The organism is Pseudoalteromonas sp. S554, assembly GCF_005930865.1.
Classification (GTDB): Bacteria; Pseudomonadota; Gammaproteobacteria; order Enterobacterales; family Alteromonadaceae; genus Pseudoalteromonas; species Pseudoalteromonas marina.
In genome coordinates this window covers 22,547-41,836 of the sequence record NZ_PNDV01000093.1, presented here as the reverse complement: position 1 = coordinate 41,836, position 19,290 = coordinate 22,547, and the positions used below count along the sequence as shown (strand labels likewise).

The 19,290-nt window shown below is 39.7% G+C and carries 15 protein-coding genes and 7 tRNA genes; 4 read left to right on the top strand and 18 right to left on the bottom strand.

Translation table 11 applies throughout. From position 1 onward, the window contains the following. The first annotated feature begins 387 nt into the window (after window positions 1–387). A complete protein-coding gene (locus CWB65_RS17465; RefSeq protein ID WP_138741101.1) occupies window positions 388–1,803 on the top strand; it encodes an alanine/glycine:cation symporter family protein in 1,416 nt (471 codons plus the stop codon). A gap of 140 nt (window positions 1,804–1,943) precedes the next feature. Continuing rightward, on the top strand, window positions 1,944–3,542 hold the full coding sequence (locus CWB65_RS17460; RefSeq protein ID WP_008131063.1) for a BCCT family transporter: 1,599 nt from the start codon (window positions 1,944–1,946) through the stop codon (window positions 3,540–3,542). 441 nt (window positions 3,543–3,983) lie between these two features. Here CWB65_RS17460 and CWB65_RS17455 read toward each other — a convergent pair. From CWB65_RS17455 to CWB65_RS17405, 11 genes are all read right to left on the bottom strand, one after another. Further along, a tRNA-Leu gene (locus tag CWB65_RS17455) sits at window positions 3,984–4,070 on the bottom strand. Window positions 4,071–4,108: 38 nt separating this feature from the next. After that, window positions 4,109–4,182: transfer RNA gene (locus tag CWB65_RS17450), tRNA-Cys, on the bottom strand. Window positions 4,183–4,201: 19 nt separating this feature from the next. After that, window positions 4,202–4,277: transfer RNA gene (locus tag CWB65_RS17445), tRNA-Gly, on the bottom strand. 51 nt (window positions 4,278–4,328) lie between these two features. Continuing rightward, window positions 4,329–4,415 (bottom strand) — tRNA-Leu (locus tag CWB65_RS17440). A gap of 39 nt (window positions 4,416–4,454) precedes the next feature. After that, a tRNA-Gly gene (locus CWB65_RS17435) sits at window positions 4,455–4,530 on the bottom strand. Between the two features lie 52 nt (window positions 4,531–4,582). After that, a tRNA-Leu gene (locus CWB65_RS17430) sits at window positions 4,583–4,669 on the bottom strand. Between the two features lie 39 nt (window positions 4,670–4,708). Next, window positions 4,709–4,784: transfer RNA gene (locus tag CWB65_RS17425), tRNA-Gly, on the bottom strand. Between the two features lie 140 nt (window positions 4,785–4,924). Then, the gene (gene pgsA, locus CWB65_RS17420; RefSeq protein ID WP_006794013.1) at window positions 4,925–5,470 is read right to left on the bottom strand and encodes a CDP-diacylglycerol--glycerol-3-phosphate 3-phosphatidyltransferase; all 546 of its coding nucleotides are present in this window, start codon (window positions 5,468–5,470) and stop codon (window positions 4,925–4,927) included. Window positions 5,471–5,512: 42 nt separating this feature from the next. Further along, window positions 5,513–7,336, bottom strand: a complete 1,824-nt coding sequence (gene uvrC, locus CWB65_RS17415; RefSeq protein ID WP_008132243.1) for an excinuclease ABC subunit UvrC — start codon at window positions 7,334–7,336, stop codon at window positions 5,513–5,515. A 9-nt stretch (window positions 7,337–7,345) separates the two neighbouring features. Continuing rightward, window positions 7,346–7,996 carry a UvrY/SirA/GacA family response regulator transcription factor gene (gene uvrY, locus CWB65_RS17410; RefSeq protein WP_006794015.1) on the bottom strand — a complete coding sequence of 217 codons (651 nt, stop codon included), beginning with the start codon at window positions 7,994–7,996 and terminating at the stop codon, window positions 7,346–7,348. A gap of 150 nt (window positions 7,997–8,146) precedes the next feature. Then, on the bottom strand, window positions 8,147–9,298 hold the full coding sequence (locus tag CWB65_RS17405; protein WP_138741100.1) for a dicarboxylate/amino acid:cation symporter: 1,152 nt from the start codon (window positions 9,296–9,298) through the stop codon (window positions 8,147–8,149). A gap of 458 nt (window positions 9,299–9,756) precedes the next feature. Between CWB65_RS17405 and cysK the strand changes: the two genes are divergently transcribed. Beyond that, a complete protein-coding gene (gene cysK, locus CWB65_RS17400; RefSeq protein WP_006794017.1) occupies window positions 9,757–10,725 on the top strand; it encodes a cysteine synthase A in 969 nt (322 codons plus the stop codon). Window positions 10,726–10,868: 143 nt separating this feature from the next. Continuing rightward, window positions 10,869–11,303, top strand: a complete 435-nt coding sequence (locus tag CWB65_RS17395) for a hypothetical protein (protein WP_008132238.1) — start codon at window positions 10,869–10,871, stop codon at window positions 11,301–11,303. A gap of 64 nt (window positions 11,304–11,367) precedes the next feature. On the opposite strand, the gene CWB65_RS17390 is transcribed toward CWB65_RS17395, so the two are convergent. The 7 genes from CWB65_RS17390 to nudC all read right to left on the bottom strand — a co-directional run bounded on the left by CWB65_RS17390 (window position 11,368) and on the right by nudC (window position 19,245). After that, on the bottom strand, window positions 11,368–13,644 hold the full coding sequence (locus CWB65_RS17390; protein WP_138741099.1) for an acyl-CoA dehydrogenase: 2,277 nt from the start codon (window positions 13,642–13,644) through the stop codon (window positions 11,368–11,370). A 252-nt stretch (window positions 13,645–13,896) separates the two neighbouring features. Further along, on the bottom strand, window positions 13,897–14,685 hold the full coding sequence (locus tag CWB65_RS17385; protein WP_006794020.1) for a putative porin: 789 nt from the start codon (window positions 14,683–14,685) through the stop codon (window positions 13,897–13,899). A gap of 197 nt (window positions 14,686–14,882) precedes the next feature. After that, the gene (locus CWB65_RS17380) at window positions 14,883–15,257 is read right to left on the bottom strand and encodes a PH domain-containing protein (protein ID WP_138741098.1); all 375 of its coding nucleotides are present in this window, start codon (window positions 15,255–15,257) and stop codon (window positions 14,883–14,885) included. Next, window positions 15,257–16,165 (bottom strand): ABC transporter ATP-binding protein, encoded by a 909-nt coding sequence (locus CWB65_RS17375; protein WP_138741097.1) that lies wholly within the window; start codon window positions 16,163–16,165, stop codon window positions 15,257–15,259. Before CWB65_RS17375 ends, CWB65_RS17380 begins: the two co-directional genes overlap by 1 nt. Further along, window positions 16,162–16,989 (bottom strand): DUF2705 family protein, encoded by an 828-nt coding sequence (locus CWB65_RS17370; protein ID WP_039038051.1) that lies wholly within the window; start codon window positions 16,987–16,989, stop codon window positions 16,162–16,164. Before CWB65_RS17370 ends, CWB65_RS17375 begins: the two co-directional genes overlap by 4 nt. Before the next feature lie 144 nt (window positions 16,990–17,133). After that, the gene (locus CWB65_RS17365; RefSeq protein ID WP_008132231.1) at window positions 17,134–18,315 is read right to left on the bottom strand and encodes a cystathionine beta-lyase; all 1,182 of its coding nucleotides are present in this window, start codon (window positions 18,313–18,315) and stop codon (window positions 17,134–17,136) included. Between the two features lie 9 nt (window positions 18,316–18,324). Beyond that, the gene (gene nudC, locus CWB65_RS17360) at window positions 18,325–19,245 is read right to left on the bottom strand and encodes an NAD(+) diphosphatase (protein ID WP_008132230.1); all 921 of its coding nucleotides are present in this window, start codon (window positions 19,243–19,245) and stop codon (window positions 18,325–18,327) included. Window positions 19,246–19,290 lie beyond the last annotated feature (45 nt).

Here is a 19,290-nt window from a genome sequence, read left to right as displayed (position 1 = left end):
TGTTAATGTACGTTTGAGTTTCATTAGCGACTCAAGGGAAGCGAATCTTACGCTTTCCTGTGTTTTTGTCAACACTTAATTTTAAATTTTATAAAAATCTAAACTTAAGTTTTACTCGACTCACTAAGTGGTTTGCTTGCAGCTTAAGCGTTGCCTGCTCTGCCGTCTCAGTGGGGTCGCATTATAGGGAGCAGCGAATTTAACGCAAGCCTTTTTTAACTAAAAAAGTGATTTAAATTACACCCCAAGCAAGCGCACACCCTAAACACAAGTTACTCACAAACACCTGTTGATAACTCTATTTTTATGGTCGTTTATTCTAAACACTTGGCCATTCCTATGGTAAGTTGCGGTCACTTTTTTAACGCATGTCTTTAGGTAGTATTTATGGCAGATATAATAAATAGTATAAGTGGTCTCTTGTGGGGGCACGTCCTCGTATACTTATTAATAGCAGCGGGTTTATTTTTTACCTTTAAATTAGGTTTTATTCAATTTGTACAATTTCCACATATGTTCAAGGTTATGTTTGGATCTCGAAAATGTGGGAATAACGAAATCTCTTCTTTTCAAGCTTTTTGTACTTCATTAGCAGCTCGAGTCGGTACTGGGAATATGGCAGGTGTCGCTGTTGCATTGTATCTGGGTGGCCCGGGAGCTATTTTTTGGATGTGGTTAATTGCATTAATTGGTATGGCGACAAGCTTTGCCGAAAGTACACTTGCACAAGCTTATAAAACAAAAGATGCTGAAGGCAATTTTAGAGGTGGTCCAGCTTACTATATGCAAACTGGCTTAGGTAAACGTTGGATGGGGGTTTTATTCTCATTGTGTTTAATTTTAGCTTTTGGTCTGGTATTTAATGCTGTGCAGTCAAACTCTATTGCTGCCGCTTTTGAAGTAGCATTTGATATCCCTAAATATATTGTAGGTATTTGTTTAGTTATTGGTTCTGGGATCATCATATTTGGAGGCCTTAAAACAATATCTCGATTTGCTGAAATGGTTGTGCCTTTTATGGCTTTGGCCTATTTATGTGTTGCGCTTTATGTTTGTGCTATTAACTTTGCTGCACTTCCTGATGTATTCATGTTAGTAATTAACAGTGCTTTTGGAATAGAGCAAGCCGGTGCTGGCGCTATAGGTTATGGTGTAATACAAGCGATGATCCAAGGAATTAAACGTGGTTTGTTCTCTAACGAAGCGGGTATGGGTAGCGCCGCTAATGCTGCAGCAACAGCAACACCTTACCCTCCTCACCCTGCTTCACAGGGTTATGTGCAAATGCTTGGGGTTTTTATTGACACAATTGTAATTTGTACTGCGACTGCATCACTTATCCTTCTATCTCAGCAATTAATTCCTGAATCAGGAGTATTGGGTATAGAATTGACTCAAGCAACATTATCAGAACATGTTGGTAGTTGGGGCACTTATTTTATCGCTATTGCAATTTTATTCTTTGCCTTTACCTCTATTGTTGCTAATTACTCGTATGCAGAAACTAATCTTATGTTTTTAGAACATAACTCCCAAAAAGGAATGTTTTTATTCCGTCTGATCGTTTTAGGAATGGTTATGTTTGGGGCTGTAGGTGAGCTCGGATTAATTTGGACATTAGCAGATATATCTATGGGTTTAATGGCTATTGTTAATGTAATCGCGTTATTTATGCTTTCAGGTGTCGTTGTATGGCTTTCAAAAGACTATAACGAACAACGTAAAAAAGGCCTTATCCCCTCATTTGATAAAAGTAAACATCCAAAGCTAGATAAAGAGGTAGACCCTCTAGCTTGGAAATAAAAAATAAAATAGCGAGTTCCGGCTCGCTTTTTTAGTTCTAAAGTTTATTTACCCAACATTAAAACTTAGATTAATTTTTACGACTACTTTATATTTACTGCGTATAGGAACAAAAAGAGATATCTAAAAAAGGAAAGCCGATGGATGACATGACAAAAAAATACAGTATCGATACTACTGATTATCAAGTTGGACAAGATAATATTCAAAAATGGGGGTTTGATATACATAATCCTGTATTTGGAATAAGCGCTTTTTTAGTTGTTTTATTTGTATTGCTTAGCTTGGTTTTTGACCCTACCGTTACTCGCGACGCACTAACCTCCACTAAAGACGCTATCATAAATCAATTCGATAGTTACTTTATGTTACTTGCTAACGCCTTTGTAATCTTTTGTATTATCTTGGCATTCTCTCCCTTAGGTAAAATTCGTTTAGGCGGTGTAAAAGCTCGTCCAGAGCATGGTTACATATCGTGGCTTGCCATGTTATTTGCTGCAGGAATGGGCATTGGATTACTATTTTGGGGTGTTGCAGAGCCAACAGCTTATTATACAGGTTGGTATCATATGCCTATGGGGGTTGAACCCAATTCAGCACAAGCACATTCATTAGCTTTAGGTGCAACTATGTACCACTGGGGTTTGCACGGATGGGCAATTTACGCAGTAGTTGGCTTAAGCTTGGCTTTTTTTGCATTTAATAAAGGCCTGCCTTTGTCTATACGTTCTGTTTTCTATCCCTTATTTGGTGATCGCGCATGGGGGTGGATGGGGCATATCATAGATATACTCGCGGTATTGTCGACTTTATTTGGTTTAGCAACATCACTGGGGCTTGGCGCGCAACAAGCGACCAGTGGTATAAATTATCTTTTAGGCACCGATTATGGCACTGCTTTTCAAATATCTGTTATTGGCTTAGTAACGTGTATTGCTATTTTCTCTGTTATTAGAGGTATTGAGGGCGGTGTAAAAGTACTAAGCAACGTTAATTTAATTTGTGCGTTTTTTTTACTGTTAGTTGTTATCGTACTTACATTCTCTGATTCAATCCCTGCTGTTTGGTTTACCCTGGGAGCATACGTAGAACATTTTGTACCATTGAGTAATCCTTTTAATAGGCCCGATGAAGATTGGATGCATTCTTGGACTGTATTTTATTGGGCGTGGTGGATATCTTGGTCACCGTTTGTTGGTATGTTTATAGCGCGTGTTTCTAAAGGGCGCACTGTACGAGAGTTCTTACTTGTTGTTATAGGGCTACCAACTCTGCTTAGCCTTGTGTGGATGGGTGTATTTGGCAATATGGCAATAACACAAGTTATAGACAAAGTCGGACCACTTGAACAAAATGGTTTGACTGATATTTCAGTTACTTTATTTCAGGTATATGAACAGCTACCGTTTTCTAGCTTTATTTCAATTATTTCTATTGCTTTAGTTTTAGTCTTTTTTATCACTTCATCTGATTCAGGATCACTGGTGATAGACGGCATAACTGCTGGCGGTAAAATTGATGCACCAGTGCCACAGCGTATATTTTGGGCTACTGTCGAAGGTATGATAGCAGCAGTGTTACTTTGGGTTGGCGGCTCGCAAGCCTTACAAGCACTTCAATCGGGTGTAGTAACTACTGCACTCCCATTTTCAATCATACTTATTTTAATGTGTGTTGCGCTTATACAAGGCTTGCTAAGCGAATACCCTACTTATAAGGTTCAAAGCAAACTGCACTAACAATTCATCCGGTATAAGTGGCTCTTAAGAGTCGCTTATACAACTCATTTAAAACTTATTATAGCCACGTCACATTTTCCTCAATCTAGCTCTAGTTGCTGCTTTTTTATTTTAAAAGAGCAAACCTTACTCTCATCGTGTTGAAAATATCTGATTGACTAAAACATAGATAAAGGAGTAATTAAATTACTAATGTTCTGATTTGTTTATTTTGTTATGGACAAGTGCGTTACTCATACAGATTCACATAATTAAGTACTATTTCGGATTGGTATTAACTGAGCTGAGTGAAATAGAGTAATGACGATAAAAATTGGGCCTTGCAAAGGCTAAGTGACAAAATCTTTAAATAGTAAAGTTAAGGAGATATTAAAAATAGATTAGATAAATGAAATATGGATATATTTAAAATGTTTTTTATCATTGGAGTTTATATAGAGATGGTGCCCGAGGCCGGACTTGAACCGGCACGACTTGTTAGTCGAGGGATTTTAAATCCCTTGTGTCTACCAATTCCACCACTCGGGCATCGAGTTTGCTAATTAAAGCGTGTGGAGTAAATTATGTGGAGGCGGAACCCGGAGTCGAACCGGGGTAAACGGATTTGCAATCCGGTGCATGGCCACTCTGCCATTCCGCCTTAACGCTTCCATATAATTTGGAGCGGCACACGAGGCTCGAACTCGTGACCTCGACCTTGGCAAGGTCGCGCTCTACCAACTGAGCTAGTGCCGCATATAATAAATTTTTATCAAACTTTTAATTAAATTGGTCAGTAATTAAAAGTGGTGCCCGAGGCCGGACTTGAACCGGCACGACTTGTTAGTCGAGGGATTTTAAATCCCTTGTGTCTACCAATTCCACCACTCGGGCATCGAGTTTGCTACTTAAAGCAAGTGGATAAAACTAATATGGAGCGGCACACGAGGCTCGAACTCGTGACCTCGACCTTGGCAAGGTCGCGCTCTACCAACTGAGCTAGTGCCGCATCATATTAAATTTTTATCAAACTTTTAATTAAATTGGTCAGTAATTAAAAGTGGTGCCCGAGGCCGGACTTGAACCGGCACGACTTGTTAGTCGAGGGATTTTAAATCCCTTGTGTCTACCAATTCCACCACTCGGGCATCGAGTTTGCTACTTAAAGCAAGTGGATAAAACTAATATGGAGCGGCACACGAGGCTCGAACTCGTGACCTCGACCTTGGCAAGGTCGCGCTCTACCAACTGAGCTAGTGCCGCATTTCGTTATCTTGGGGGCTATGCCCTCTCAACACGGACGCATTCTACAGAGATTATTAAACGCGTCAATACAAAAAATGCTAGTTTTGAACTGTTTGCTTGTTTTTTATCTAAAACGGTGCGTTATTATACATTTACAGTTAATTTTTGGTCAATTCACTCCATGCAGCGTTCAAATATTGCAGCATAGAACTCAGGGTCAAAAAGGTTGCTATATAGAGTAGCCCAAAACTTAAATAATTCATCCAGGTGTCATATTGCCAAATCAAACCAATGATGGCTAACATTTGCGCAGCAGTTTTAATTTTCCCCATATTAGATACAGCCACGTTACCACGCTTGCCCTGCTCAGCCATCCATTCCCTTAATGCTGATATAACTATTTCTCGACTAATAATAATAAGCGCAGGAATAGTCATATACATTGACTGATATTGATCAGAGAGAGCAACAAGTGCAGCACACACCATTACCTTGTCTGCAACAGGATCTAAAAAGGCTCCAAATGGCGTTGATTGTTCTAATTTTCTTGCAAGGTAGCCATCAAGTATATCGGTAATTGATGCAAGCCAAAAAATAAAAGCGGCAGCAAAAAAAGCCCAGCTATAAGGCAAATAAAATATCACCAAAAAAATGGGGATAAGAAAAAGTCTAAATGTTGTGAGTGTGTTTGGAATATTCCACATAACTACTTGGATATGTCTTTTCTTTTATATTCGCATGAAGGGCTAGCCCTTGTCATGTAAATGGTTAAATATCTTCTCAGCCATATCAGGGCTGATCCCGGGAACTTTCTTTAATTGTTCTATATTAGCAGCTTTTACCCCCTGCATGCCCCCTAAATATTTTAATAATGTTTGGCGACGTTTAGAACCTACTCCATTAATTTCTTCCAACAATGATTGTGTTCGCTGTTTTTGGCGCTTATTACGATGCCCAGCTATTGCAAAACGGTGAGATTCATCTCGTATATGTTGTATTAGGTGAAGTGCAGGCGCATCAGAATCCATCGGAATTGTTTTACGCCCCCCATCTATGAGTAATGTTTCTAGGCCAGGTTTACGGCTCGTCCCTTTTGCAACCCCAACTAGCAGAGGCATTTTAGAATGAGACCAATTAGAAAAATATTGCTCTGCACGCCCTAACTGTCCTTTACCGCCATCTATAAATATTACATCTGGGATTTTGTCTTCATCCACTAATTTGTTGTAACGCTTATTTAAAGCAAACTCCATGGCTGCATAATCATCACCACCGGTTATACCGGTTACATTATAGCGCCTGTATTCTTTTGTATTTGGGCCTTGTGAATCGAAAACAACGCAACTTGCTACCGTGTTTTCTCCCATAGTATGGCTTATATCAAAACATTCCATTCGCGCTATATCATCTAGGCGTAATGTTGCTTTTAATTGGGCATAGCGTTTATTAATAGAGTCTTGTGTACTTTGTTTGACAGCAATACTGTTTAACGCATTTTTATTTGCTAGTTGAAGGTATTGCGCACGCTCTCCACGTGTAACCACTTTAAGCGCCACTTTACGATCGCTTATTTGCGTCAGTGCTTCGCTTAACGCACTGCTCTCTTCTATTTCAAACGGGAGTATAATTTCTTTAGCAATGCGTCCTGTTGCACCTGGTGCTAAATAATATTGACCTAAGAATGAAGTTAAAATTTCTTGCTCGCTTGAATCTTTTGGTACTTTTGGAAAGTACGTTTTACTGCCTAGTACTTTATGATCGCGAATCATTAATAAATGTATGCCGTTTAATCCATTTAAATGCGCAAAGCCCACCACATCCATTTCTGCAAAGTTACCCGAAATAGATTGTTGCTCCTGCATTTTACGCAGTAGCATTATTTGGTCACGTACTTTTGCGGCAAGCTCAAAGTTGAGCTCCGCACTGGCCGCTTCCATTTTTTTTATTAGTTCGGCAATGACTTCATCCGATTTACCCGTCAGAAATTTGCGAACATAGTCAACTTGTTCACTGTAGTCTTGCTCGGTAACTTTGTTAACGCATGGCGCAGAGCAACGCTTGAGCTGATACTGCAAACAAGGGCGACTTCGGGCACGATAATAAGCATCTTCGCATTGACGAACGGGAAATATTTTTTGCATTAAACGCAAACTTTCCGAGACAGCGCCTGCACTCGGAAATGGACCAAAATACTCACCTTTTATTTTTCGGCTCCCTCTATGGAACGCTAACCGCGGATGCTTATGGTTCGTTAATAAAATATAGGGGTAAGACTTATCATCTCGCAGTAGAATATTATAACGAGGCTGATATTTTTTTATGAGGTTATTTTCGAGCAGTAGCGCTTCGGTTTCGGTGTTGGTCAGTGTGACTTCAATATCATTAATGTTACTGACTAAAACACGGGTTTTGCTGTCGGTAATGTTGGATCTAAAGTAACTGCTTACGCGTTTTTTTAATTGTTTAGCTTTACCAACATAAATAACTTGGTTGTCACTATCAAGCATGCGGTAAACACCGGGCTCGCTTGATAGCGTTTTTAAAAAATGTACGTGATCAAATTCAGACATATAAAAGGGTTAGTACGACACGTCTATGTCAATCATCTTATGACGAATAGCTAAATGTGTAAGTTCAACATCGCCACCTACATTTAATTTTTCAAACATACGGTAACGATAGCTATTAACTGTTTTAGAACTGAGGTTTAAGCGCTCTGCAATATCTTGTGCTTTTTCACCTTTGGTGATCATAAGCATTATTTGAAGTTCGCGTTCTGATAAACTCTGGAACGGATTTTCGTCTGTGCGACCAGTAACCTGTGCCAGTGCTATTTGTTGTGCAATTTCAGGCGCAATGTAGCGTTGACCGGCGTGGACTGAACGAATGGCACGAACCATTTCATCAGAGCCAGCTCCTTTGGTAAGAAAGCCATGAGCACCAATTTGCATTACTTTAGACGGAAATGGGTCTTCGCAATTAACAGTAAGAACGATAATTTTTACATCTGGGCAATAGCGACAAATCTTTTTAGTTGCCTCTAATCCCCCCATGCCAGGCATATTCATATCCATAAGTACAATATTAGGTGTGTGCTGTCGGCAAAACTGAACAGCGGCTTCACCGTCTTTTGCTTCACCTACAACTTTAAACCCACGCACATCATCTAATATGCGTCTGATCCCAGTTCGTACTAGTTCATGATCATCAACTAAAAGTACATTAATCAATGCAATACCCTCATTAACTCAACTACACACGTCTAAATAATTTAATTTGTCACATTAACACAGTTAAAGCGAAACAATAACTAATATTATCGCTCTCACTCAGGCACGTTAACTAAAGTTAAAACTACTGAAATCAATGTACCCAGCGATTTAAGAGGCTGACTTTTCACTAAAACGGTCAACCCATAATGCAATAATACCATCACCGGTAACATTACATGCCGTACCAAAGCTGTCTTGTGCTAAGTACAGTGCAATCATTAATGCCACAGCTCCTTCATTAAAGCCAAGCATGCTTGTCAGTAAGCCAAGCGCCGACATTACCGCACCACCCGGTGCGCCTGGCGCTGCAATCATCACAACACCGAGCATAAATATAAATGGCAACATACCTATTAACGATGGCACTTCCATCCCGGGTGATAAAAACATAACAGCCATGGCACACGTAACAATCGTAATTGTTGAACCCGACAAATGAATGGTGGCACATAAAGGTACTGTAAAGTTTGCTACGTCTTCTTTAACATTATTTGCTTTACTTGATTGCAACGACACAGGAATAGTTGCTGCACTCGACATAGTACCTAATGCAGTAAAATAAGCAGGTAGCATATTTTTAACTAACTCAAGTGGATTACGCTTCAATAAAATGCCTGTTGCAATATACAGAACACTTAACCATAACCAATGCATTACAAGGGCTGCAATAAGCACCACGCCAAATGTTTGCAGCGTATCAACCACTGTGCCAGCTACAGTCATTTCAGCAAATATACCGGCAATATAAAACGGTAATGCCGGAATAATCACTTTTGACAATAACGCATCTATTACATCACGACCCTGATCCGATACTTTTTTTAGTGTGTCTAATTCAAGCTGGCTCATACCAATACCAAATATGAAAGCCGTGGCAAGCGCAGTCATCACCCCCATTAATGGTGGGATTTCTATATCAATAAAACTGCCTATTTCAGTGGCTACTTCAGCTTCGAACGTAATACCCCCACTTAAAAATGGGATAACAGCACTGACTAATAAAAATGCAAGCGTGCCGGCGATAACGGTAGAGCTATATGCAAATCCAACCGTTTTACCAAGTAAGTGGCCAGAGCCTTTAGGAAGCCCTGCAATACCAGAAGCAATAAAAAACAGAATAATAAGAGGAATAGTGAAGGAAATAATTTGACCAATTAACTCTTTAACCGTAAATAAGAGTTCAACACCTGTCAAAGGCACATAAAAGCCTACCAATATACCAGCCACAATGCCGGCAATTAACTTTAAGATTAACTTCATTTTTATTACTCAATTATTGTTAGATAAACGTTTTTATCATGTTTTGATTGGCTTGTGTCATAAAACCGCTGAACTAAAGTTTGTTTGCATAAATAATCATCAATAAAAAGTACATTTGGTCTCGATAAAGTATCATATTCAAAAATCAGTCAATTTATTAGCCGTTAGGCCACATGGGTGTCTGCACCTATTTAAATATTTAAGCTTCTATTTAGTTTATTTATGAGTAAAAAGCCGACATAACAAACAAAAGCGTCTTATCATTAAATTTAATGTGCGTACCTAATAACAAAAGGCACAGCTAATATAGATTTTTATTTCACTTAGTTATAAGCTCAATAGATATATCTTATAGCCAAACTTTACTTTTATTTTTTTAAACTCTCAGTAAAGTGTCAACATATAGTTAGTAGCAAAGGCTATTAGCACGTTGATCAGATTGTATCCAAAGGAACATTATGTCTACTATTTTTGAAGATAACTCACTTAGTATCGGTAATACACCACTGGTAAAACTTAAACGTGTTACAGGTGGGAATGTATTCGCTAAAGTGGAAGCGCGTAACCCAAGCTTTAGTATAAAATGCCGCATTGGTGCATCGATGATTTGGGAGGCTGAAAAAGCAGGTCAGCTAACTGAGGGTAAAGAACTTATCGAGCCTACATCTGGTAATACAGGTATTGCATTGGCCTTCGTTGCCGCAGCACGTGGTTACAAACTAACGCTTACCATGCCTAACACTATGAGCTTAGAGCGTCGTAAACTTCTAAAAGCACTGGGTGCCAACCTTGTGCTTACAGACGGTGCTAAAGGTATGAATGGTGCAATCCAAAAAGCAAAAGAGATTCAAGCCACCGATCCTGAAAAGTATATCTTGCTACAGCAGTTTGAGAATCCAGCAAACCCAAAAATACACTTTGAGACTACGGGCCCAGAAATTTTTGATGCTCTTGACGGTAAAGTGGATTACTTTGTAGCAGGCGTAGGTACTGGCGGGACTATAACAGGTGTTAGTCGTTACCTTAAAACAGAAAAAGGTCTAAACGTTAAGTCTATTGCTGTTGAGCCAACTAATTCGCCAGTGATCAGCCAAACACTTGCCGGTGAAGAAGTTAAGCCAGGGCCACATAAAATCCAAGGTATTGGCGCAGGATTTATCCCTGGAAACCTAGACATGAGCCTAATAGATGCTGCAGAGCAAGTATCTAACGAAGATGCAATTGCTATGGCACATGAGCTAATGAAAAAAGAAGGTATACTAGTGGGTATTTCATCTGGCGCTGCTGTAGTGGCAGCAAAACGCATTGCTGAAAAACCAGAAAATGCCGACAAAAATATAGTTGTAATTTTACCAAGTGCCACTGAACGTTACTTATCAAGCCCACTATTTGATGAGGAATTTAGTGACCAAGAGCTTGTTCAATAATCATAGCTAACCTTTTTTTGAAAGGATGCCTAGGCATCCTTTTTTATTATTTACTCTGCAATATCTTTTTATTTACCTTCCATGTCTTTACATATTAGCTAATTCACCACACACTTAAATAAAACTAACTAACAAAAATTAACATGAAAAAAATAACCTATTTAGTCAGCCTTATTCTGTGTTTGTTTTTAGTTGCCTGTAGCGATGATGTAAAAAAACTTGGTGATTCACCCGGAGACACTGCAACAGCCTATTTTGATGCCTTGTACAATCAGCAAGACCTTCAAAAAGCAACAACCATGGCAACACCCAACCTTACGCGAATCATGAAGTCGTACGGTACAGCTAAACAATTTACTCGTAACTTAGTTAATATGCAGTACGATGAGGTTATTATTGAAGTCGATATGACCAATATGAGTGTACGCGAACAGTATGGTGACAATGCTAAAATAAATCTTATTTTCACCGGTTATTTAAATGGTAACAAAATAGATGACATGCGTAGCGTAAAAATGCTACGTAAAAAAGGTAAATGGTATATCGACAAAATAGTTGCTGACCCATACGCACGCTAATCATTATATTGAAAAAAGGCCTTACACTTGTAAGGCCTTTTTTATTTACAGTTCAAATAATTAGCTACAACTCGCCTTGCTGAAAGTTATCAACCGCTATTGCTTGTTTACGTAGCTTATTGGCATGGTGCATAGCATCGGCATCGGTTTGCGTTACTAAATCATTGTCTAATGCAAAGTTAATCGCACCTTCAATATCGAGCGTTGCAGGAATATTACCCTTGCGCTGCCATTGTTTTAAATCTTTGAATTGAGCCTGCATATCGTGCATAGCTAAAAATGCATTTTCCATTACCCCTGTACCTGCGTTTTCATCTACATAACACAAATGAGTTAAGCGATTTCTAAACACACCTGGTTGTGTCATATGCTCGCAAATACGTTGTGCAATTTCATCGCTTGGTTTTTCGTAATGATTGCCAATTGGAAATACAATACGCTTAAGCACAAAATTAATAATCGGGTTTGAGAAATTTTTGAAAAAGCCATCAAACGCTTGGCCAATTTCAAATAACGATGTTTCTATCGCATATTTAACAAAAGGTAAGTCTGCTTGTTGACGACCTTCGTCTTCGTAGCGTTTTAAAACAGTAGAAGCTAAATACAACTGGCTCAATACGTCGCCTAATCGGGCAGATATCATCTCTTTGCGTTTGAGCTCACCACCTAACATTAACATGGCTACGTCGGTACAAATAGCTAAGCCTCTGCTCATTCTGCTTAGGTGCTTGTAATAAACTGCTGTTTCGCCGCCAACAGGCGCTTTTGCAAAGTAACTACGTGTTAAACCATGTATAAATGCCATGCTGGCATTACTTACAGCAAATAATATATGGTTCATTAATAAACCATCAAATTGATTCAGAGCAGCATCGTCGTCTTCAAGTGCAGCGGCCTCCATTTCTTTTAGAACAAAGGGGTGACAACGGGTCGCACCTTGGCCAAATATCATTAAATTTCGAGTTAAAATATTTGCGCCTTCTACCGTAATAGACACCGGTATTCCCATATAACCATGTGCCAAATAGTTATTTGGCCCCACCTGAATGCCTTTGCCTGAATGAATATCCATCGCATCATTCATGACTGTACGACCCATTTCCGTCATATGGTATTTGGCAATAGCGGTGACAACCGAAGGGCTAAGTTTTAAATCGATTGCGCCAGCCGTCATTAACCGACATGACTCTAGTGTGTAAGTTAAGCCACCAATGCGAGCAAGCGCTTCTTGCACACCTTCAAATTGCCCAATAGATACACCAAATTGTTGGCGAACTACGGCATATGCTGAAGTCATTTTAGCCGCTAGGTGACCGGTTGCAGCACTTAAAGCCGGCAGCGAAATACCACGCCCTGCACTTAAACACTCCACCAGCATGCGCCAGCCACGCCCCGCACACTCTTGTCCACCAATAATCCAGTCAAGCGGAATAAACACGTCTTCACCATAAGTTGTACCGTTCATAAATGCCATATTAAGTGGGTAATGGCGCTCACCTGTTTTAACTCCAGGGTGATCGGTTGGAATAAGTGCGCACGTGATACCAAGCTCTTTTTCGTCTCCTAATAAACCATCGGGGTCATACATTTTAAAAGCAAGGCCTAACACGGTGGCAACGGGTGCAAGGGTAATGTAACGTTTTGACCAGTTTAAACGAAGGCCAATTACTTCTTCACCATTGTGCTCTCCTTTACATACAACGCCAGAGTCTGGAATGCTACCGGCATCAGAGCCTGCTTCTGGGCCTGTAAGTGCAAAGCATGGAACATCTTCACCATTGGCAAGCGTTGGTAACCAGCGATCTTGCTGCTCTTTAGTACCGTAATGCAGCAATAGCTCACCCGGCCCTAAACTATTTGGCACCATTACGGTAACCGCCGCAGTTAAACTCTTAGTCGAAATTTTTGAAACAATGGTTGAATTAGCAATCGCCGAAAACTCTCGCCCACCAAACTTTTCAGGAATGATTAATGCAAAAAAACCTTCTTTTTTTAAGTAATCCCACACTTCTATTGGCAAATCTTTATCTTTTTGCACTATTTGGTAATCATCTAGCATCGCCATTAGGGTCTCAACCTGATTAGCCATAAATGCGTTTTCTTTTTCGCTCAATTCTGGCTTTGGAAAATTGTGTAATTTTTTCCAATCAGGGTTACCACTAAATAGTTCTCCATCCCACCAAACATCGCCTGCTTCCATAGCCTCTCGCTCTGTTTGCGAAAGCGGTGGAAGTACTTTTTTAAACATTTTAAACGTGGGTCTACTGATCAGGTTTAAGCGGATATCTTTAACAGCAAAAATAACCACCATAACAACCAGTAAAATGATAAATACCGACATGCCTACATTCCTTTAACATTAGAAATTAATAACCTAAGTATGACCCATCTTAGTTTAAATACAATCATTGCAAATACGCTGTCTACTAAGCCTGTAAATTAGGTAATAAAGAATAAACTAGTCTGTAATTATTAATTTTGATATGGGTAAAGCAACTAACAAATAAAACGTATAAGCCTTATCAATACAAAAGCCCGCTGCATGAGCGGGCTTATATTTTAATTAAGCTGAAAACTTAAATTGTGTTATTAATTAAAACTGAAAACGCATGTTTGCAAAGTAAGCATCATTATCAGAGTCATCGGCATTGTTCTCGTAACCTACTTTAAGGCCAATATTTTTGTTAATGAAGTGCTGAGCACCAAAGCTGTAGGTATCTTGTTTATCGTAGCTTGCAAATACAGAGGTCGCTTTTGAAAAATAGTAATTCGTTTCTGCCACCCATTGGTTTTCAGCATCATCAATGCTTTCGTATTTACCTTCAAATGTTAAGTAGTTACCTTGCTGTAAATCAATAAAGTATTTAGCAGCAACGGCGCGGTAATCAAAATCATCATCCGCAGTAACAGTTACACCAATGTAATCGGTACTGTTAAGCATATGGTTATACGCCAAATCGAATAAAGCGAAGTCTTCGCCATCTTTATTTTCAACTAGCGTCACTTTTGCAAGCAAATCTGGGTTAAAAAAGTAACCGCCTGAAATTGTATATGCTTCGTTATGATTGCCAACATCAAGGTTTGTGTATGACGCACCAATAACAAATTCATTAATAAAGTACTCACCACCAACTAACGTTGTATCGCTAAAGTCGTCATCAGCGTATGCACCGTAAATGTTGCTTTGTTTATTAATGTATTCAAATTGGTCGTACGGGCCTAATGTTTTTTTAGGTGATAGGTAATAAATAGAATCTACAGCAACGGTATCGTTATTGTCGCTGTCTTTGTAACTTAAGTTACTGATTGAGTTATAGCTGTCTGCAGCAGCCGCAGTGCTAGATAATAAAATGCTTGAAATAATAACTGCTAATTTTTTCATTGTAAGACTTCCCTATGTACATTGCGTTTTATGCTTTAGCTAAATTACTAAAGTGGGCACATGCTAACGCCGGGAAACTGAATGAAAACTTAATTAAACCATTGTATTTGTTGAGTTAATTGTAGGGAGGTGTAAGAAACTGTAAAATTAAAGTAGTTGCAACATTTAGTCAACAACTACTTAAAGTAGTTGTACAATTATAGAGCGTGTTGGCTAATTACTCTATAAACTTCATTAATGTTATCGCCTGCTTTAAACTCTTTTGTAAGTGGCGTTGGGTCAGATCCAATCCAAATTTTAAGTTCAGCATCCAAATCAAAGTGCCCTGCACTCTCTTTACTAAACTTGGTAATTTTAGAGTAAGCAATACTCACCATTTCCATTTTAGAACCAGTTACACCTTGCTTATCAATTAAAATTAAGCGCCTGTTTGTAAAAATGAACATATCGCGAATAACTTTATAGGCTTTTTCGACGTGCTCACCCTCAATTAATGTATTAGCGAGTACTTTTTCTAAATCAGAATCATCAACTTCGCTTGCGTTACCCATTAATCCGCTTAATAAACCCATTATGCTTTCTCCTGTTTAAAAATTTGATTTTCTAATGTATGGCCATTAACCAATTGCCTGTATTGCCAATTATGTTGGTGGCAAAACTGTAATAGTGCAATATCAAGTGCCTGCTCAGATTGTGTGTATTCAATAACATACTCTTTGTGTTGGCTCATATAAACAGAGCTTACACCATTGAGTAACTGTAACTGTTGCTCAACGTTTTCATACATCTCGTTTAGCATTAATGTGTAAAAGTGTTTGTCGGTTTGATTTACTTTTGTTTGATGCTCACTCAATACGCCTTTATCTAAATGCAGCACTTGGGAACATAACCGCTCAAGCTCAGTTAAATCGTGCGAGCTTAAAATAAAGGTTGCTTCAGAGCTCAACGTTGACACCAACTCACGTACTTCTCTGGCATGAATAGGGTCAAGTCCTGCGGTTGCCTCATCTAGCATAACAATTTGCGGCGAACCAATAAGAGCCTGCGCTATGGTTACACGTTTGCGCATACCATGAGATAAATCACCTGCACGGTTTTTAGCAATTTCACGCAGCCCAACTAAATCAAGCACGCGCAATGCTTCTGTTTGGCTTTGCTTGGTACTCATACCTTGTAATTTGGCGTAAAAAGCAAGTTGTTTATCTATATTAAAACGCGGATCGAGCTGCGCATCTTGTGGTAAAGCACTGACCTTATTAAATAAGGCGGCACTGCCGGGTTTATGACCAAGTATTTCAAGCTCACCATTGCTGGGCGCTATATAGCCGCATAACAAACTAAATAATGTTGTTTTACCCGCACCATTTGGGCCAACAAGAGCAACAGGAGCACCTTGCTCAATTTCAAAGTTCACATTATTAAGCGCAAGTTTAGACCCATACGACTTACTTAAATTACGCCCTGTAATTAATGGATTCATAGTGAGCTCCTTGCAAAAATACGTTGAGCCACTGCCAGTAACACAGCAGTTTGTACAAGTGGTATTCCCACGGCACTTAATAATGGCAGGTTTTGACCGGCGAGTTGCTCTATTTGTACACCCGGGAATAAATAATCAAGCACGCTTAATGCAGGTATTTGCCACTGTAGTAAACCCACTACAATTCCACCCGCTGTAAAATATAAAATAGCGAGTACAATTGATAACCGCGATGAACGTGCAAAAGTATTAATTAAAGTCATTAACGCCACAAACGGTGCAAATGTAACTATAAGAATTGAAAATATCGACAGTACGCGGCCAACGCCCCCTACCAACAAGCTCGGATCGCGATACCCTAATACCGCTAATGTGGCTACAAGAGTAATTGCGACCAAACACGTTAATACCGCTAATTGCCCTATAAACCGGCCAAACAAAATTTCAAATCGGGTTGAACGTAATGATAAAAACCTAAGTGTACCGCGCTCTCTGTCACCCACTGTTTGGTCACTACAAATAAATAAACTAAACACAGGAAAACTGTACAAAGCAATTAGCCAATACATAGCAAACTCGGCTTCAGGCCAATCAAGAAGTTTACTCAAGCCAATTGAGCCTGAAATATCGCGGGCTATTTGCTCAAAGTTTGGGGAGCTAATAATGCTCACCGCTTGCCCTATCGGGTAGCGCAAAATAATTAACCAAACGAGCGCAAATGCCGCAAGGGCTATAAGCCCACGTTTAGTTAAAAACATACGTACAAGCTCAAATCCCGCAATTTGCGTTAATCGCCCTACGTTTATTGGTAATGGTGTTGCCATTGACTATCCTTAATGACGTTGCTCATGCTTTAGTTCAAAGCCTAATATAACTACCCTAAGTGTAAACACCTTGAATTACCAGCAAAAAAAAGCCCACGAAGAGTGAGCTTTGTAACAAACCATTTAAATGTAACTAGCGCATAGTTATAAATGCAGCTTGTATACCTCAAGCGCTTGGGTTAAATCAGCTATTAAGTCATCGATATCTTCAAGGCCAATATGCAATCTAATAACCGGTCCTAGATCCCACCCGGTGGTTGAGCGCAACCCTTTCATGGTTAAATTAGCGGTAACTAAACTTTCAAAGCCACCCCACGAAAAACCCATCTTAAAATGCTGAAGGCTATCTAAAAATGCATCTATCGCTTTTTGATTCCCTGTTTTCATAACAATTGAAAACAAGCCATTACTGCCGTCAAAGTCACGCTTAAAAAACGCATGGCCTGGGCAGGTTTCAAAGGCTGGATGGCGAATATGATCAACTAACTCATGCTGTTCAAGCCATTTTGCCACCTCTATCGCCGCCTTTTCATGCTGATTTAAACGCACGCTCATCGTGCGTAAACCGCGTAATGCTAAGTATGCATCGTCAGCACTTGTACACTGACCTAGTAAGTAAGAATGCTCGCGCAGCGTTGGCCAATATTTTTTATTAGCCACTGCAACCCCCATCATTACATCTGAATGGCCAACAATGTACTTTGTTGCCGCTTGAATACTAATATCTACGCCATGTTCTAGCGGACGGTAATGAAGACCGTTTCCATAGGTATTATCCAGCATGGTCATTACATTATGTTCTTTGGCTACGTTTACCATGGCAGGGACGTCTTGAATTTCCATCGTTATGGAGCCTGGCGATTCTAAAAATAACACCTTGGTATTTGGCTTAATATAATCTTTTATACTTGCACCAACTGTTGGCGGATAATAAGTAGTGGTAATACCTAGGCCTGCTAAAATTTTATCGCAAAAATCGCGAGTAGGCTCATACGCATTATCAACCATTAAAATATGGTCGCCACTTTTTAAAAACGACAATAGCGCTTGGCTAATTGCAGCAGCCCCGCACGGATAAAGTGCACACCCTTCACCGCCTTCTAAATCGGTAATTGCTTCTTGTAATGCAAAATGGGTGGTTGTGCCACGACGCCCATAAAAAAGGGTTTTATCGCCACGCTTCTTCGCCGCTTCTTTAAGTTCTGCAACCGAATCAAATACCACCGTTGATGCGCGCTGCACAACGGGGTTTACTACACCATGGGTGTAAGCTTTTTTGCGCCCAGATGACACAAGCTGAGTATTTTTATTACTGTTACTCGACATGGTTATTCCTTATGGATTAGTACGCCAATGTTCAATTAAATAGCGAGAAATAGAATCAGTACGAGGAAGTTTTAAATGATCTCCTTCGTCATGCCAATTACCAAAGTTTGCCAAATCTTCACGGCTAAACCACCTAGCATCATCAAGCTCATCTTTATCTACGTTAATTTGCTCAGACGTTGCCTTTGCAAAAAAGCCAAGCATGATAGATGAAGGAAATGGCCATGGCTGAGAGGCCACATAAGTTACGTCATCAACGTCAATCCCTGCCTCTTCTTTTACCTCACGGGCAACAGCTTGCTCTAAAGTTTCACCTGGGTCTACAAAGCCGGCTAATGACGAATACATTCCCGTGGGCCACATTGCTTGGCGGCCAAGCAAACATCGCTCAATGCCATCAGCAAACGTTTTAGTTACAACCATAATTACCGCAGGGTCAGTACGAGGAAAAGTAGGGTGTTTACAGCGCTCGTTTTCACATAAACGAGAATGTCCTGCTTCAACTAAGTGGTTTTTACTGCCACAACGCCCACAAAAACGATGCGTTGCATGCCAGTAACACAATCCGCGGGCAAGTGCAGCAATAGACCCCTCTTTTATATCAACAAGTGGGCCCTGTTTACGAATATCCATAAACTCTGCGCCACTTATTATGGGGGTAAGTGTTGTGTCATCAATAGTAGATACATCGAGGGCAAACACCCCCTGCTGTGTGGTTTTTAAGCCTAAAAATAGGGCATTGGTTAAGTTTAGCTGTGCAATTTTCTCGTACGGTAAAAACTTTATTTGAGGCGTATTTTTAATAAATAATGTCTCGTTGTTTTTTACCAAAAGCCACACGCTTTGCGACGACAATTGACCTTTTAGCCATATTGGGTCTTTTCGCACATTGGAGCATCTATCAAGCGGCATATCACTGTAGTTGAGCATGTAAATCCTTAATTACTCGTTATCGCTTAAAATTAACATAACCGA

Coding starts and splice junctions, on each gene's coding strand:
- CWB65_RS17460 (WP_008131063.1), top strand. CDS start 1,944: ATGGATGACATGACAAAAAAATACAGTATCGATACTACTGATTATCAA.
- pgsA (WP_006794013.1), bottom strand. CDS start 5,470: ATGTGGAATATTCCAAACACACTCACAACATTTAGACTTTTTCTTATC.
- CWB65_RS17395 (WP_008132238.1), top strand. CDS start 10,869: ATGAAAAAAATAACCTATTTAGTCAGCCTTATTCTGTGTTTGTTTTTA.
- CWB65_RS17465 (WP_138741101.1), top strand. CDS start 388: ATGGCAGATATAATAAATAGTATAAGTGGTCTCTTGTGGGGGCACGTC.
- uvrC (WP_008132243.1), bottom strand. CDS start 7,336: ATGTCTGAATTTGATCACGTACATTTTTTAAAAACGCTATCAAGCGAG.
- CWB65_RS17390 (WP_138741099.1), bottom strand. CDS start 13,644: ATGTCGGTATTTATCATTTTACTGGTTGTTATGGTGGTTATTTTTGCT.
- CWB65_RS17370 (WP_039038051.1), bottom strand. CDS start 16,989: ATGGCAACACCATTACCAATAAACGTAGGGCGATTAACGCAAATTGCG.
- cysK (WP_006794017.1), top strand. CDS start 9,757: ATGTCTACTATTTTTGAAGATAACTCACTTAGTATCGGTAATACACCA.
- CWB65_RS17380 (WP_138741098.1), bottom strand. CDS start 15,257: ATGGGTTTATTAAGCGGATTAATGGGTAACGCAAGCGAAGTTGATGAT.
- CWB65_RS17405 (WP_138741100.1), bottom strand. CDS start 9,298: ATGAAGTTAATCTTAAAGTTAATTGCCGGCATTGTGGCTGGTATATTG.
- nudC (WP_008132230.1), bottom strand. CDS start 19,245: ATGCTCAACTACAGTGATATGCCGCTTGATAGATGCTCCAATGTGCGA.
- CWB65_RS17375 (WP_138741097.1), bottom strand. CDS start 16,165: ATGAATCCATTAATTACAGGGCGTAATTTAAGTAAGTCGTATGGGTCT.
- CWB65_RS17365 (WP_008132231.1), bottom strand. CDS start 18,315: ATGTCGAGTAACAGTAATAAAAATACTCAGCTTGTGTCATCTGGGCGC.
- CWB65_RS17385 (WP_006794020.1), bottom strand. CDS start 14,685: ATGAAAAAATTAGCAGTTATTATTTCAAGCATTTTATTATCTAGCACT.